This window comes from Sphingomonas flavida (assembly GCF_036663655.1).
Lineage (GTDB): Bacteria > Pseudomonadota > Alphaproteobacteria > Sphingomonadales > Sphingomonadaceae > Sphingomonas.
This window is the reverse complement of record NZ_JAXOJH010000022.1, coordinates 33,686-49,639: the sequence shown is the minus strand read 5'-3', so window position 1 is coordinate 49,639 and position 15,954 is coordinate 33,686. Positions and strand designations below refer to the sequence as shown.

Here is a 15,954-nt window from a genome sequence, read left to right as displayed (position 1 = left end):
CCCATCGATGTGCGAACGAGATAGCCGATAATCAGCTTATCCTTCACACGATAGGAGACGGCGGATTGCTTCATCGAGGCGAGCATATAGGCGTAATCAAAGGCCGCAAGTGGGCGATTCCAGACCAACCCTGTTACCGCCCCACACCCTCATCCACCGGCCGCATCGCAAAGGTCCGCGACAGGCCGTGGTACAGCTTCTCGCGGCATACCAGCTGGCTGACCCCGTCGGCGATGAAGGCGGCGGCGAACATCGGCAGCATCAGGCCGCGGCTGGCGGTCGTCTCGGACAGGATGATCACGGCGGTCAGCGGCGCGCGGACCACGCCCGCGAAATAGCCGACCATGCCCAGGATCACGATCGCCGAGGCGGGCGATCCCGGAAAGACCGAGCGGAGCAGGTTGCCCAATCCCGCTCCCACCGACAACGACGGCGCGAAGATACCACCGGGCAACCCCGCGACCGCGGTGGCCAGCGTCGCCAGGAACTTGGCCGGGCCGAACCACAAGGGGGCATCGACCCCGACGATCATCGCGCGCGCCGATCCATAGCCGGTGCCCCAGGTCAGCCCGGTGCCGACGCCCAGCCCCGCGACGACGACGCCGCACAGCGCCGCGAACAGGATCGGGTGCGCCTTGCTCCACCGCGTCACCCGGTTGCCCCCGGTCGCCATCGTCAGCATCAGCCGGGCAAAGCCGCCGCCCGCCAGCCCGCCGACAAGACCCGCGACCGGCGCGGCGATCAGCGCGGTGACGATCGGCATGTGCGCGCCGATCAGCCCGAAATAGACATAATCGCCCTGCACCGACTGCGCGACCATGCCCGCGATCGCGATGGCCGCGATGACCAGCAGCGTGACCTTCTGCTCATAGGCCGAGGCGAGTTCCTCGATCGCGAAGAGCAGCCCCGCCAGCGGCGTGTTGAACGCCGCCGCGACGCCCGCCGCACCGCCCGCGATCAGCACCGCGCCGCGCAGCGGCACGCCCAATATGCGGTGGGTCAGCCCCATGATGGCGGCGGCGATCTGGACCGTCGGCCCCTCGCGCCCGACCGAGGCACCGCCCAGCACCGCCGCCAGCGTCAGCCCCGCCTTGGCCACCACGGTACGGATCGACACCAGCCCGCCGGTCGCGCGCTCGGGATCGGCCTGCGCCGCCATCACCTGCGGAATGCCCGATCCGCGCGCGAGCGGTGCGAACCGCCGCGTGATCCAGACCAGAACGGCAAACAGCACCGGCGTCAGGATCAACGGGGCATAGCGGTAATGCGCGGCGAACCCGCCGAATGCCTCGCCCGCCAGATCGGCGGCCTTGGCAAAGACTGTCGCCGCCAGCCCGATCGCCACCGCGCCGATCAGGATCGCCACCCGCGTCCGAAACTTCACCAATCCCGGCCCGGCGGTGCGCAGCAACGCGCGGTAGCGGGCGGGCGTCCATTTGCGGATCATCGGGCGGGACGAATGGCGGGCTGACATGCCCCCTGCCCTACACCCGGACGGCGATGGAAAACCACCCGAGTTCGACGCCAATGGGCCAAGCCGGGGTCGCATCGCGTGTCCCGATCCCCTAGCAGGGCCGCTGGGATCAACGACAGACGGGCCAGACCATGGTGGAACGAACCACGCGCGAACGCAGCACGATACGCCGATGGTGGTCGATGCGGGTGGTCGGCGGGGTCGATTACGAAGCGGTGCTGGCGCAAATCGCGCAGGATTCGGGCTGGTCGGGGCGTTACGCGTTCCTGATCGTCATTTCGGCGGCGATCTCTTTGCTGGGCCTGTTGATGCCCTCGGTGGCGGTTCTGATCGGGGCGATGCTGCTGTCGCCGCTGATGATGCCGATCATCGGCCTCGGCTTCGGCATCGCGACCTTCGACACGCGCGAGATCCGGCGGGCGGCGACCGCGCTGCTGGCGGGGGCGGCGATCGCGGTCCTCTTGTCCAGCGTGTTCGTCACCCTGTCGCCGGTGCAGACGATCACCAGCGAGATTGCGGGGCGCACCAGGCCCACGCTGCTCGACCTGCTTGTCGCGCTGCTGTCGGCGGTGGCGGGGGCCTATGCGCTGATCCGGGGGCGCGGCAATACGGTCGTCGGCGTCGCCATCGCCATCGCGCTGATGCCGCCGCTCGCCGTCGTCGGCTTCGGCATCGCGACCGCCAACTGGACCGTCTTCAGCGGTGCGCTGCTGCTGTTCCTGACCAACGCGGTCACGATCGCGCTGACCGCCGCGATCGTCGCGCGGGTCTATGGGTTCGGGCGGCATCTGTCGCACCAGCATACGGGGTGGCAGCTGATCCTGTTCTGCGGGGCATTGGGCGCGCTGTCGGTGCCGCTGGGCGCGGCGTTGCGCCAGATCGCCTTTGAATCGGTCGCTCAGCGCCAGGCGCGCGAGACGATCCGGGCACGCTTTCCGGATACGTCGCGGCTGGGCCAGCTCGACATCGACTATGCCGCCCGGCCGATCCGCATTCGCGCGGTCGTCTTCACCCCGCATCTGGAGCCGCAGGCCGACCGTCTGCTCGCCGCCGACCTGCGCCAGCGGCTGGGCCGCCCGATCGACCTGCATGTCGACCAGCTTCGCGTCTCGCTGGAGGACAATGGGGCGGAAACCGCGCAGATCGCGCGCGCCAGCCAGTCGAGCGGCCCCAGCGACCTCGACCGCCAGCAGCGCGCCGTCGCCGACCTGGCGCTGATCGCGGGCATCACGCCCGGCGCGGTGGCCGTGGATGCGGGCCAGCGTCGCCTGTCGGCAACGGCGGCGGCGCTCCCCGGCCTGGGGCTGGCGGGTTATCATGCGCTGGAAATGCGCGCCGCCGGGGCCCTGCCGCAATGGAGCGTCCTCCTGGCACCGCCTGCCGGGGTGCCGCTTCCCGCCATCCGTTTCGTGCAGGGGGTGCTCAACGGCGACGGGCTGGATGCCGCCGCCTGGGGCAGCGACCGGATGCAACGCGCCGTGCGGGTGGCGGGCGGCACCGCCGCACAGCGCCGCGCGGTGGCCGACGCCATCGTCAGCCGGGGCGGTCGGGCGGAAGTCGGAACGGGCGGCGGCGCGATCCGCCTGGAATGGACATCCCCGCCGCCACCGGCCCCTGCGAACTGAGCCCATGACAGGCCCCACGATCGCTTCGACAGCCCTCGCTCCTCGGAACGGGGATGGGTTGCGCAGACCTTGAGCGCGATGACATCCGCTTGATCCACCCCTCCCCTGACGGGGAGGGGCATTCTTCCTCGGGCCCCGATCATATCATCGCGTTCGACCCCGCACCCAGCCCATCGGCCATCATCACCGTTGGGGCGCCCCCTTCTTCGCGGACACCACGACCCGGCCGATCATGCGTGCGCCCTTTTCATCGCGCTTCAACTCGATATCGACGCTGTCGACCGTTTCGTTCGCGCGTCCGAAATTGCGGAACAGGTGCGCGGTCAGGATGGTCGCACCATTGGGGTCGATCCGGTCGGGCGCGAACACATTGGCCTGCGCGGTATAGGTGCCGGGCGGCGCGACATGGACCATATATTCCTCCGGCCCATACCCGCGCGTCATGTCGTTCGACAGCCGCCCGCCGATCGCGGTGCGGTTGTTGTTGTAGATCGCCCGCTCGCTTGACGGCTCGTCGACCCACAGGTCCATATCCGACGCGTCGCTCGTCCAGTCGATGACGACGCGCACATCGACGTCGAGCAACCCGACGAGGCGCGGGTCCATGTCGACGGTGCCGCCCAACCTGCGCAGGCGCGGCAGCATGGCATTGGCCTCGTTGAGCGAGATCAGCGCGATACCCTCCCACAGTCCCGACTGCGGCGTGATCGCGACATCGTATAGCAGCGTGATCGCGCGGGTCAGGTCGGCGCGCGCCGTGGCGGGTTGCGCCCTGGCGCGGCGGGCGAGCGTCAGCGCCAGCAGGCGGCGCGGCTGCGGCCGGTCCGGATCCAGCATCGCCTGCCGCTCGCGCAGTTCGACCGCGCGGTCCCAGGCACCGTACCGCTCGAGCCGGTCGGCGACCATGCCCAGTGTCGTGTCGTCGGCGGTAGGCAGTTCGAGCGCGGACAGCACCATCTCCTGCGCCTCCGCCATCTGCCCGCGCTTCGCCAGCCAGGCGGCGGTGTCGAGATAGAAGATGGGCAGCGCGCCGTGCCGCGCCTCGGCCTCGCGGAAACGTTCGGCGAAGTCGGCGGGCTTGCCGTCATACAGCTCCAGATAGGGGCGGTCGGGTTGCCAGGCATCGATCTGGACCGACGGCGCGGCGGGGCCGGACTCGGCGCCCGCCCTGCTGGCGCTTACCACGATGTTGCCCGCCATAGGGCTGACCCGAGGAGCCGGGGGGGCAGGCGGCGCGGGCGGCGCAGCGGGGGCCGGTGGCGGTGGCGGTGGCGGTGGCGGTGGCGGTGCCCCACCCGGTGCCGTCCGGTCGAAGCTGCGCGAGGTGGCGATCCGCTTGGGCACCGCTGCGGGGTCGAATTTCGTCTTCCACCAGGCGACCTGTTCCCGCCATTCGTTCACCAGATTCTCGCGGTGGCGCTGCGCCTGTGCGGCGTCGTTGCTGTCCGCCGCCTTGCGGGCCCGCGCATAATCGTCGCGCCATTCGGCGGGCAGCGTGGCGGGCGGGTCGATCTTGGCCGCCAGATAGTCGTTCACGCTTTCCAGGACGAGGAAAGACAGGCTGGGGCTGGCGATGCCGTAACGGCGGCTGAGCGCGACAAAGGCGTCACGCTGATCGGTGCCGCCCAGTTCGGCCAGTTGATCCTGCGCCAGCAGGGCGCCGGGCCCGTCAAAGGCGACCCCTGCCCCCTCGACCGCGCGGACGATCGACTGCCCGCCGTCCAGCCGCACCGTGACCGGCCCGAAACCGGGTGCACGCGTCAGTATCGACCAGCGCCCGGCGGGAGCGGGCAACGGCACGAAGGGGACGGGGCGTCCATCACGGTCGACCACCGCCGTCACGCCCGTGCCGGGCACGCGCATCTGCGCCACCGCCGCCGCCGGATCGCCGTCCAGCAGGATCAGGCGACCGCCATGCGCGCGGGCCAGATGCCCCGCCCATGTCCGGTCGTCGTCGCCCGCGCTGCTCACCACGTCGATCGGGCAGGCCGCACCGATCGTGGCTCCACGGTCGATCGTCGCGCGGCCGTCGGTGAACATCAGGCAGCGATCGGCCGGGCCGTCGCGGCCGATCGACGCAAGGCTCGTCGCCCCGCGATAGGACAACGCGGCCAGCCACGCGGCGGCCTCGTCGGCGGTGGCGACCGTCTGGCGAAGCGCACCGCTGCTGTTGAAGGCGACCAGTTCGACCGTGCCGGGCCGCCAGTCGGTGATCGCCGCCCTGACCAGCGCGATCTCGCGCGCGGTATCGGCCTTCAACCGCGAGCGCGAACGATCCCAATAGATGCGCAGCCGTGCCGGTGCCGCCGCACCGGCGGCTGTCGCCGGAAGGTCGCCGCTGAGCTGGACATCATGCTCGCCATTGCGATGGGTGCTCGCGACCAGATCGGCAACACGCGTAGGTGCGATCGCCAAAGCACCGGGCGGCAACACGCCCTTGGCCGCGCGTTCGGCCTGGAAGCCATCCCCTTGCGCCGTCATGGCCAGCGGGGCGTCGCCCAGCGTCACGACCGGCGCGCCCGCCAAGCCGGTCGCATGGACACGCACCGACCACCCCTCGGCCGGTGCGTCGAAGCCCAGCGGCAGGCGCCAGCCCTTGGCCCCGACAGGGGCGACGAAGCTTACCCGGATCGTCCGCCCGGACCCCGGCCAGATCGGAAACACCCGCGTCGAAAAGACATTGTCTGCGCCGACCTCGGCCAGGCCGGGATCGACACGCTGGCGGACCCGCGCTTCATAGACCGCCTTGGCGCGTGGCCGATCGACCAGCACACCGTCGACCATCCGGCCGCCGATATCCAGCGCATAGCCGGTGACGACCGCCCCTTCGGGCAGGGTCAGGCGGAAATCGCCCTCCAGTTGCTCGCGCTCGGGATTGGCGAAGGCGGCGGTGACCGTCGTCTCGACCACGCCGCCGCGCTGCTCGACCGACAGGTCCAGCCGCCGCAATTGCAGGGGCCGGGCATGGGCCTCGTCCCGAATGCCGTTGGCCCGCGCGGTCAGCACGGGATTGGCGACCTGCGCCGCAGCCCCCGGTCCGACGATCAGGGCAAGGCCCAGCACCACGAGTCCCCAACACCGTGCCAGCATATCCGCCCCCTGTACCGGCCGGAGGCTAACCCGCCCCCGGCCCCGGAACAAGCGACTCCGTCCGGAAATGCCGATCGCCGTCAGGCGGGTGTGACGGGCCCTACCGGGCGCGCCTGCTCGCTCTCGGCAAGCGGGCGGACGCGGAACAACAGGCCGCCGCCGATCAGCGCCAGCGCGCCCAGCACCAGGCAGAAGCCGACCACCCCGGCCCAGCCGCCACGCGTCCAGGCCATGCCGCCCGCCGACCCCAGGACACTCGACCCCATATAATAGAAGAACAGATACCACGCCGCCGCCTGTCCGCGCGCCGCACCGCCGCGTCGACCGACCCAGGCGCTGGCGATCGAATGCGCGCCGAAAAAGCCGATGGTGACGACGGCGATCCCGGCGATCACCAGCCAGAGCGGTGCCGCCGCCGTCATCGCCACCCCCATGATCAGGATCGCGACCGGCATCCAGAAGATCCGGCGACGGCCCGCCTTGCCCGCCAGGCGGCCGAACATGCTCGAACTGATCGACCCCAGGATATAGAGCAGGAACACCGCCCCCACCGTCGCCTGCCCCAGGCCGTAAGGCGGCCCGAGCAGGTGGAAACCGGCATAGTTGTAGATGGTGACGAACACCCCCATCAGCAGGAAGCTCTCGGCATAGAGCAGTCGCAGGCCGGGGTCGCGGAACAGCCGCGCCGCACCGCGCGGCAGGGCCAGCCAGTCGCCGTCGCTCGCCACGAACCGGCGCGAAGGCGGGGCCAGCCGCCTGAACGCCTCCGCCATGATTAGCCCCGTCAGCCCGACAGCGGCCAGGGCCCAGCGCCAGTCGGCCACCGCCGCGACCATGCTGGCGACCAGCCGCCCGCCCATGCCGCCCAGCGCGCTGCCCGCGATATACAACCCCATCGCCGATCCGATCGACGCGGTGTCCACCTCCTCGGCGACATAGGCCATCGCGACCGCCGGAACCCCGGCCAGCGCCAGCCCGGCCAGGAAGCGCAGGGCGAGCAGCCCGTACCAGCCCGGCATCACCGCCCCCGCCAGCGTCAGGACGGCGGCGGCCATCATCGCCGCGATCATCAGCGGCCGCCGCCCCCACCGGTCGGACAGAGCGCCCGCCACCAGGATGCCGACCGCCAGCGGCCCGGTCGCCAGCGACACCGCCAGCGAGGACGCCTCGGCGCTCAGCCCGTAATGCGCCGCCAGCAACGGCAGCAGCGGCTGCACCGCATAGAGCGTCGAGAAGGTCGCGAACCCGGCGAACAGCATCGCCCAGGTCAAACGGCGATAGCCCGGCGTTCCGGCGATCAGCGGCGGCGACGATTCGATCACGGCAGTTCCTTCATGCGCCAGCCGAACGGCTCAGCATTGTTGCGGCTCCATGCTCCCAATCCCATAGCCCAAGACAAATCGACATTCATTCCACGCCCTCTTTCCCTCTCCCCTCGAAGAGGCACGAGGGACCGTAAAACGATCATGCATATGGATTCGCCCCGGGCACACCTGCTTGCCTATCTCCGGCGTTGCCGTGATGACAATGCCCGGCCAGCATGGGATGCGGATATGACGGAACCGGGCGCGCAGCCGCTGATGAAGGACATTCTGGGGCCCGCCGCGCTGGTGGTCATCGCCGATGCCGGGGTGGCGGCATCGCCGGACTTCGATCGCGCAGCGTTTGAGGGTGCCGCCGAGCCGGGCCTGGCGGCGCTGTCAGTGATGGAGCGGGTACGCCACATCGCCGATGCGCTGCATGTCGCGCTGCCCGGCGATTATGCCCGCGCCGTCGCGATACTGTGCGCCATGGCGCCCCGGCTGACCCATGCGTTCCAGGCTTTTGCGCTGGCGGAATATGTCGCGCGCCACGGGTTGCACGATGTCGGACGGTCGATGGGCGCGCTGGCCGAGCTGACCCGGTACGGCTCGGCGGAGTTCGCGATCCGGCCGTTCCTGGCGCGCGAGCCCGATCGAATCCTGGCGCAGATGCTGGAGTGGACCCGGCATCTCGACCCGCATGTCCGGCGGCTGGCCAGTGAAGGCGCACGGCCGCGCCTGCCCTGGGCGACGCAAATCGCGGCGCTGAAGGCCGATCCGACGCTCGCCGCACCGATCCTGGAGGCATTGAAGGCCGACCCCAGCCTGTATGTGCGCAAATCGGTCGCCAACCATCTGAACGATATCGGCAAGGATCGCCCCGACTGGCTGGTCGCGCGGGTTTCGGACTGGTCGATGGCGGACCCGCACACTGCCTGGATCGTGCGCCACGCGCTACGCTCACTGGTCAAGAAGGGCGATCCCGCCGCGCTGGCGATCCTGGGTGCGCGGACCGATGCGGCGGTGACGGTCAAGGGCTTCGCGATCACCCCGGCCGGCATCCGGCTGGGCGAGGCGATCGCGATCACCGTAGAGATTGGCTCGGACGCCGAGACCACCCAGCGCCTGGTCGTCGACTACCGCGTTCATTATGCCCGACCCCATGGGCGGGCGGCGGCGAAGGTCTTCAAATGGAAGACCTTCGACCTGGAGGCCGGGTCAACACAGCGGCTGGCGACGCGACAGGTGATCCGCGATTTCAGCACGCGGCGGCATCATCCCGGCCGCCACGCCGTCGACCTGCTCGTCAACGGCCGGGTGATGGCGAGCGCGGCCTTCGACCTGCTCGCCCCCTGATCCCTTTACCAGTTCAGCCCGGCGCGCACGTACAGGTAGCGGCCGTTGAAGCCGTAGGGCGAGAAATAGGGGAAGCCCAGCACCCCGGTCGAGTTGTTGGCGGTCGGCGTGGCGCGCGGATAGACGTCGAACAAGTTGCTGACGCCCAGACCGATTTGCGCGCCCTTCGGGGCCGAGTAGCGGATTTCCAGATCGGTGATCGCGCGGGTGCCGGTCAGCACGTCGGCGGCGGGCGTCGTCCCCGGCTGGTTGACGTTGCCGTAATAGGTGACGCGGGCCAGTGCGCCCAGCCGGTCGAGCGACCAGTCGATCGTACCCGTCACCTTCTCGCCCGGCGTGCCTTCCTCCAGCGTCAGGATGCGGCTGCGCGCAAAGAGCGTCGGCGCGGGGTTCAGCGTCGCGGTCGAGGTCGGCACGCGCGTCACCTCGATCGTGTTGATGTTGCCCGCCAGCGTGAAGTCGAACGTGCCGGCGCCGTCGGTGCGTGCGCGGTAATGGCCGACCACGTCGATGCCCTTGGCGGTGCTCGCCAACCCGTTGATGAAGAAGCGCGCCGCCGAGACGCTATAGGGGTTGAGCAGGGCCGCGACCTGCTGGCTGGCGGTCGCCTGGATATTCTCCGACAGGCCGATCTGGTCGCGGATATGGATGCGGTAGGCATCGACGGTCAGGTCGAAGCCGCCGGACCGCAGCACCGCGCCGACCGACAGGTTGGTCGACTTTTCGGGCCGCAGCGCCAGGCCGCCCAGCGCGGTACCGACCGGGCTGACCGAGGGGAAGGTGCCGGTCAGGATCGGCACGCCGTTGGTCACGACCGAGGCGATCTGGGTGAAATATTGCTGTTGCAGCGACGGCGCACGGAATCCGGTCGAGGCGGTGCCGCGCAGCGCGAACCAGTCGGTCAGGTCGTAGCGGGCGGACACCTTGCCGGTCGCGGTCGAGCCGAAGTCGGAATAATCCTCGCCCCGCCCGGCGATGCCGACCAGCAGCTTGTCGGTGACCTGCGCCTCGACATCCAGATAGATGCTGCCGCTGCGCCGTCCGCGCTTCACCGCATTGGCCGGGCTGAACCCGCCAAAGCCCTGCGCGCCGGGGGCCGCCCCCGCCACCGCGCCGGTCGCGGGATAGCCATAGGAGGCCTGCTCGCCCGCCGAAATCTTATAGCCCTCGCGCCGCCCCTCGACGCCGAAGGCGACGTTCAGCGACTGGAACACGTCGAACTTGCGCGTCACGTCGAGGCCCGCGACATATTGGTCATAGGCGACCTGGCCGTCATAGAAATTCTTCGGCGTCGCCGCGCCAAACGCATAATTGGCCGAGTTGAGCGTGCGGAAGTCGACCGTATTGCGCCCATAGCTGAATGACAGGTCGACATTGTAGCCGCCGAAATCGCCGCGCAGACCGATGGCCGAATTGATGTCCTTGGTCTTGGTATTGATGATCGGCAGGAAACCGTTGGGATAACCTGCCAGCGTCGTCGTGGCGCTGGCGTTGCGCGGGAAGGCCGCGCCGCGCGTGTCGCGGTCCTGATAGCCGCCGAACGCATAGAGGCTGACATTGTCGGTGATCGACGTGCCCGCGTTCACGAAGCCGGTATACTGCTCGACCTCCGGATCGCCATAGCGGCCGGTGATGCGGTTGGGGGTCACGCGGCGGTCGATGTCGGCACGGTTGGTCGGCTCGCGCTTGGTGTACTCGCCCGACACGGTGACGAAGCCGTCACGCCCGAAGCCGAACCCCTGCCACGCCGAAGCGGTGACGACCGGCTCGCCGGTCACGCTGCGGCTGTTGGCTGCGGTATCGACCTGGGTGTTGTAGAAACCGTACGTGACCGAGGCCCCGCCACCCGACCGTGCCTCGCGCAGGCGCAGGTTGACGACGCCAGCGATCGCGTCCGAGCCATATTGCGCCGACGCGCCGTCGCGCAGCACCTCGATCCGGTCGAGCGCGACCGTGGGGATGGTGTTCAGGTCGACCGCCGCCGAGCCGCGTCCCACCGTGCCGTTGGTGTTGAGATTGGCCGAGGTGTGGCCGCGAATGCCGTTGATCAGCACCAAAGTCTGGTCGGGCGACAGGCCGCGCAGCGTCGCCGGGCGGATCGCATCGGTCGCGTCATTGGCCGACGGGCGCGGAAAGTCGATCGAGGGGGCGACGGCCGACAGCGCGGCGGCAAGCTCGGTCGTGCCCTGTCGCTGGAGGCTCGCGCCGCTCAGCACATCGACGGGAGAGACGCTGTCCAGCCGGGTGCGCCCCTCGGCGCGGGTGCCGGTCACGATGATCTCGTTACCCTCGTCGCCCGTCGTCGCGGCACCGGCCGCCGGGGCGGTCTGCCCGGCCTGATCGTCGGTGCGCGATGCGTCGGCGTCCGCCTGGCCGGGGGCACCGGCCTGGCTCGGCGGCGGCGAGACCGTCTGCGCGGCGGCGGCCTGCGCGCCGAGCGCCAGCAACGAAACCCCCAAAAGGGCGATGGTGCGACCCTGAGTCATTCCCTGAAATCCTTATTTTCTCACCGCCCGGTCACGCGCCCCAATCACGCGAAAGACCAGTGGAGGCAGCGCCTTAACAGCCGTGCCGATGCGATGGGGCCATAGAATTTCTATGTCGCATCTCACCTCTTTTATTCCGATCGGAAATGTCGGGTATTACGGGTGTTTCGTCGGCTCCGTGACCTGGTTCGCGAACCGCACGACATCGTCCAGCACCGGTGCGCGGCCCCGGAACGGGCGGGCGATGGACAGTAGCAACCCGATATGACCCAGCTTCGGATAGGAGCGGACCGTGACGGGCACGCCGCCCCCACGCAGTTTCGCGGCCAGCGCATCGCTGTTGCGCGGCTGGACCACGGTGTCCTCGCCCCCGACCAGCAACAGGCTGGGCGGATCGCCCGCCCCCGCCCAGGTCACCGGCTGCGTCTCGGAGGGGCGCGGCCAGTCGCCGAACGCCGCGCGGGCGACATCGACGTCGAAGGGCGCGAAATCATAGGGCCCGGCCAGCCCGACAAAGCCCCGCACGCTGCGGGCATCCTCTCCCAGCCAGCGCCGGTCGACCGCCAGCATCGCGGCGATATAGGCCCCGGCCGAATGCCCCATCAGGACGATACGTCCCGGATCGCCGCCGAAATCGCGGACATGCCGCTCGGTCCAGCGAACGGCGGCGGCACCATCCTCGACAAAGCCGGGATAGCGTATCTCGGGCACCAGCCGATAGTCGGGGATCACCACCACGAAGCCACGCGCCGCCAGGGCCCGCCCGACAAAGGCATAGCCGGTGCGCGTCCCGCTGTTCCAGCTGCCGCCATAGAAGAACAGGATGACGGGGCGGTCCGCGCCAGTGCCAACCCCCGGCTTGCGCGGTGCGTAGACGTCGAGCATCCGGCGCGGCCCCGGCCCATAGGGGATGGCCGAGGCGACCCGCGCCGCGCCGCCATCCTTGGGCACCAGCGCGTCGAAGGTCTTGAGCGGCGAACATCCGGTCAGCGCCAGTCCGATGGCCATCACCAAGGACCGGCGCCGTGTCTTATTCGTCGTGATGTTCGACACGCGTCGATTCCCCTTAGCCAGGTCGTGAACGGCCGAGGTGGCACTATCACCATGCGACCAGCCGATCAGAGCCATATGGCTCTATTTTTCCTCCACACCACCCCGGCCTTTGCCGGGGTGGTGGCGGGTTTAGATTGGTCCGCGCAACTAAGGCGGGTTCGTTGTGGATATGCCCCCCGACCGCTTCCGACGCGTTGAAGTGCTTTCGAAAGGCGATCTGATGAAAGACACGATAACCCTCGGCATCCGCCGATCCGCAGAGATGGCGGCGGTGTTCATGATCGGTGACGGGCTGCTCGGCCTGCTCCAGCCGACGCGGCACGTCGATCTGTGGCGATCGGACGTCGCGGCGGTCGACGGACTGGTCCGCCCCTTCGCCGGACATCCGGGGCGGCGGCGGGCCTACGGCCTGGTGCAGCTTGCCGCCGGGCTGGCGCTGGCGACCATGTTGAAGCCGGTGGCCGACCGGAGATAGACCCACCCTTCTCCCCTTCCCGATTATGCGCTTGACCGATGCGCTGTGTTGGTCAACCATAACGCCCAGGACCTGGCGACGGGCCGGGCGGGGGAGATAGAAGAGTGCATCGACGCGACTTCATGGCCGCCAGCGGCGCGGGCCTGGGTGCCCTGCTGCTGGGTGCCTTTCCGGGCCGGGCGATCGCCGCCGAGGAACTGCTCAGCACGATGGACGTCGGCCTGAAGAAGCGGCTGGCCGATGTCGCGCTGAACACCGCCAAGAGCGCCGGATGCAGCTATTGCGACGTGCGCGTCGGGCGCTACCTGCGCCAGTTCGTGGTGACCCGCGAAAAGAATGTCGAGAATGTCGTCAACACCGAGTCAACCGGGGCGGGCGTCCGCGTCATCGCCGGTGGCGCCTGGGGCTTTGCTGCGACCAACAATCTGACCCCCGACGGCATCGCCGCCGCCACGCGCCAGGCCGCCGCCATCGCCAAGGCCAATGCCCGCATCCAGTCCGAACCGGTCCAGCTCGCCCCCGTCACCGGCGTGGGCGAGGTGTCGTGGCGTACCCCGATCGTCAAGAACGCGATGGCGGTGCCGATCAAGGACAAGGCCGACCTGCTGCTGGGCGTCAACGCCGCCGCGAGCGGAGCGGGCGCGAATTTCGTCAACTCGATCCTGTTCGTCGTCAACGAGCAGAAATACTTCGCCTCGACCGACGGCTCGTACATCGACCAGGACGTGCACCGTATCTGGGCGCCGATGACGGTGACCGTGGTCGACAAGGCCACCGGCAAGTTCCGCACTCGCGATGGCCTGTCCTCGCCGCGGGGCATGGGCTTCGAATATCTCGACGGCAATGCCGCCGACAAGCGCACCCTGCCGGGTGGCGCGGTCGTCTATGGCAACAGCTACGACATGCGCGAGGATGCGATCGCCGCCGCCAGGCAGGCGCGCGCCAAGCTGACCGCGCCATCGGTGAAGCCGGGCAAATACGATCTGGTGCTCGACCCGTCGAACCTGTGGCTGACCATCCACGAGTCGGTCGGCCACCCGCTCGAGCTCGACCGCGTGCTGGGCTATGAGGCCAATTATGCGGGCACCAGCTTTGCCACCCCCGACAAGCTGGCCGCGCATTTCCAATATGGCAGCCCGCAGGTCACGATCGTCGCCGACAAGACGCAACCCGGCAGCCTGGGCGCCGTCGCCTATGACGACGAGGGCGTGAAGACCAAGCAGTGGGACCTGATCCGCGACGGTAAGCTGGTCGATTACCAGGCGATCCGCGACCAGGCGCACATGATGGGCAAGACGGCATCGGACGGCTGCTGCTATGCCGACAGCTGGTCCTCGGTGCAGTTCCAGCGGATGGCCAATGTCTCGCTGCAGCCCGGCAAGGCGGCGATGACGCCGGAACAGATGATCGCAGGGGTCGAGAACGGCATCTACATCATCGGCGACGGCTCCTTCTCGATCGACCAGCAGCGCTACAACGCGCAGTTCGGCGGCGAGCTGTTCTACGAGATCAAGAACGGCAAGATCACCGGCCAGATCGAGGACGTGGCGTACCAGATCCGCACGCCCGAATTCTGGAACGCGTGCGTCGGCGTGTGCGACCGCAGCGATTACCGGCTGGGCGGCTCGTTCTTCGACGGCAAGGGCCAGCCATCGCAGGTGTCGGCGGTCAGCCATGGCTCGTCCACGGCGCGCTTCAACGGCGTCAATGTCATCAACACCGCGCGCGCGCTCGGCTGAGGAATCCATCCATGACCATGTTCACCGAGGAACAGGCCCGCGCGATCTGCGCCAAGGCCGTGTCGATGTCCAAGGCCGATGACTGCACCGCGCAGCTGACGGGATCGGTCACCGGCAATATCCGCTTCGCGCGCAACGGCGTGTCGACCAGTGGCATCGTCGATACCGCCGACCTGGCGGTCGAGGTCGCGTTCGGCAAGCGGTCGGGCGTCGCCACGATCAACCAGTTCGACGACGCCTCGCTGGAGCGCGTGGTGCGCCGGGCCGAGGAACTGGCCCGCCTCGCCCCCGAAAATCCCGAATATATGCCCGCGATCGGCAAGCAGAGCTACCGCGCCAGCGATACGTTCAGCCCGTCGACCGCCGCGATCACCCCCGATTACCGAGCGCAGGTCGCCGCCGCCTCGATCGAGCCGTGCAAGGCGGGCAGGCTGGTCGCGGCGGGGTATCTGGAGGACGGGCAGAGCTTCACCGCCTTTGCCAACAACAAGGGCAATTCGGGATATCAGCGCTCGACCGGGCTGGATTATACCTGCACCGTGCGGACCCAGGACGGGCGCGGCTCGGGCTGGGTCGGGCATAATGTGCAGGACGCCGCGGCGTTCGACGCCGGCACCGACATCCGCACCGCCATGCGCAAGGCCTCGGCCTCGGTCGACGCCAAGGCGATCGAGCCCGGCAAATACACCGTCATCCTGGAACCAGCGGCGGCGGCGGGCCTGATCTCGTTCATGATGAACTTCTTCGGCGCGCGTTCGGCCGACGAGGGGCGCAGCTTCCTGTCCAAGAAGGGCGGAGGCAACAAGATCGGCGAACAGGTGTTCGGGCCGCAGGTCGACATCTCGACCGACCCCTGGGCACCCGGCGCGGCGGTGCTGCCATGGGACGGCGACTATCTGCCGCGCCAGAAGAGGCCGATCATCACCGGCGGCAAGGTCCAGAACCTGGAATATTCGCGCTTCTGGGCGCAGAAGCAGGGCAAGCAGCCGGTGGCCGGTCCCGGCAACCTGTTGATGGCAGGGGGCACCAAGTCGACCGCCGAGCTGGTCCGCACCACCGAACGCGGCATCCTGGTCAGCCGCACCTGGTATATCCGCATGGTCGATCCGCAGACCGTGCTGCTGACCGGCCTGACCCGCGACGGCACCTTCTATATCGAAAATGGCGAGATCAAATATCCGATCAAGAACCTGCGCTTCAACGAAAGCCCGGTGATCATGCTCAACAATATCGACGAGCTGGGCAAGCCGGTGCGCGTGGCGGGCGACGAATCCTCGCTGGTGATGGTCCTGCCGCCGATGCGGCTGCGCGACTTCACTTTCACCTCGCTGTCCGACGCGGTGTGATGACGGCGG

Annotated in this window: 10 protein-coding genes; 5 read left to right on the top strand and 5 right to left on the bottom strand. The window is 68.9% G+C overall.

Features of this window, described 5'->3' with window-relative positions:
* Positions 1-133: 133 nt before the first annotated feature.
* Entirely contained in the window at positions 134-1,474 is a 1,341-nt protein-coding gene (locus U1703_RS17255) for a chloride channel protein (RefSeq protein ID WP_332786707.1), read from the bottom strand.
* A gap of 131 nt (positions 1,475-1,605) precedes the next feature.
* On the opposite strand from U1703_RS17255, the gene U1703_RS17250 reads away from it, so the two are divergent.
* The gene (locus tag U1703_RS17250) at positions 1,606-3,099 is read left to right on the top strand and encodes a DUF389 domain-containing protein (protein WP_332786706.1); all 1,494 of its coding nucleotides are present in this window, start codon (positions 1,606-1,608) and stop codon (positions 3,097-3,099) included.
* A gap of 183 nt (positions 3,100-3,282) precedes the next feature.
* Here U1703_RS17250 and U1703_RS17245 read toward each other — a convergent pair whose 3' ends face one another.
* Together U1703_RS17245 and U1703_RS17240 are read right to left on the bottom strand one after the other, a co-directional pair.
* The gene (locus U1703_RS17245) at positions 3,283-6,162 is read right to left on the bottom strand and encodes a DUF2135 domain-containing protein (protein ID WP_332786705.1); all 2,880 of its coding nucleotides are present in this window, start codon (positions 6,160-6,162) and stop codon (positions 3,283-3,285) included.
* Between the two features lie 107 nt (positions 6,163-6,269).
* A complete protein-coding gene (locus U1703_RS17240) occupies positions 6,270-7,511 on the bottom strand; it encodes an MFS transporter (RefSeq protein ID WP_332786704.1) in 1,242 nt (413 codons plus the stop codon).
* A 231-nt stretch (positions 7,512-7,742) separates the two neighbouring features.
* Here U1703_RS17240 and U1703_RS17235 point away from each other — a divergent pair, with 231 nt between their 5' ends.
* Complete coding sequence (locus tag U1703_RS17235; RefSeq protein WP_332786703.1) at positions 7,743-8,846, top strand: DNA alkylation repair protein; 1,104 nt, start codon at positions 7,743-7,745, stop codon at positions 8,844-8,846.
* Positions 8,847-8,851: 5 nt separating this feature from the next.
* Here U1703_RS17235 and U1703_RS17230 read toward each other — a convergent pair whose 3' ends face one another.
* On the bottom strand, positions 8,852-11,332 hold the full coding sequence (locus U1703_RS17230) for a TonB-dependent receptor plug domain-containing protein (protein WP_332786702.1): 2,481 nt from the start codon (positions 11,330-11,332) through the stop codon (positions 8,852-8,854).
* A 156-nt stretch (positions 11,333-11,488) separates the two neighbouring features.
* On the bottom strand, positions 11,489-12,340 hold the full coding sequence (locus U1703_RS17225; RefSeq protein ID WP_332786701.1) for an alpha/beta hydrolase: 852 nt from the start codon (positions 12,338-12,340) through the stop codon (positions 11,489-11,491).
* Between the two features lie 265 nt (positions 12,341-12,605).
* Between U1703_RS17225 and U1703_RS17220 the strand changes: the two genes are divergently transcribed.
* The 3 genes from U1703_RS17220 to U1703_RS17210 all read left to right on the top strand — a co-directional run bounded on the left by U1703_RS17220 (position 12,606) and on the right by U1703_RS17210 (position 15,945).
* Entirely contained in the window at positions 12,606-12,860 is a 255-nt protein-coding gene (locus U1703_RS17220; RefSeq protein ID WP_332786700.1) for a hypothetical protein, read from the top strand.
* A 104-nt stretch (positions 12,861-12,964) separates the two neighbouring features.
* A complete protein-coding gene (locus U1703_RS17215) occupies positions 12,965-14,599 on the top strand; it encodes a TldD/PmbA family protein (protein ID WP_332786699.1) in 1,635 nt (544 codons plus the stop codon).
* A gap of 11 nt (positions 14,600-14,610) precedes the next feature.
* Positions 14,611-15,945, top strand: a complete 1,335-nt coding sequence (locus U1703_RS17210) for a TldD/PmbA family protein (protein WP_332786698.1) — start codon at positions 14,611-14,613, stop codon at positions 15,943-15,945.
* Positions 15,946-15,954 lie beyond the last annotated feature (9 nt).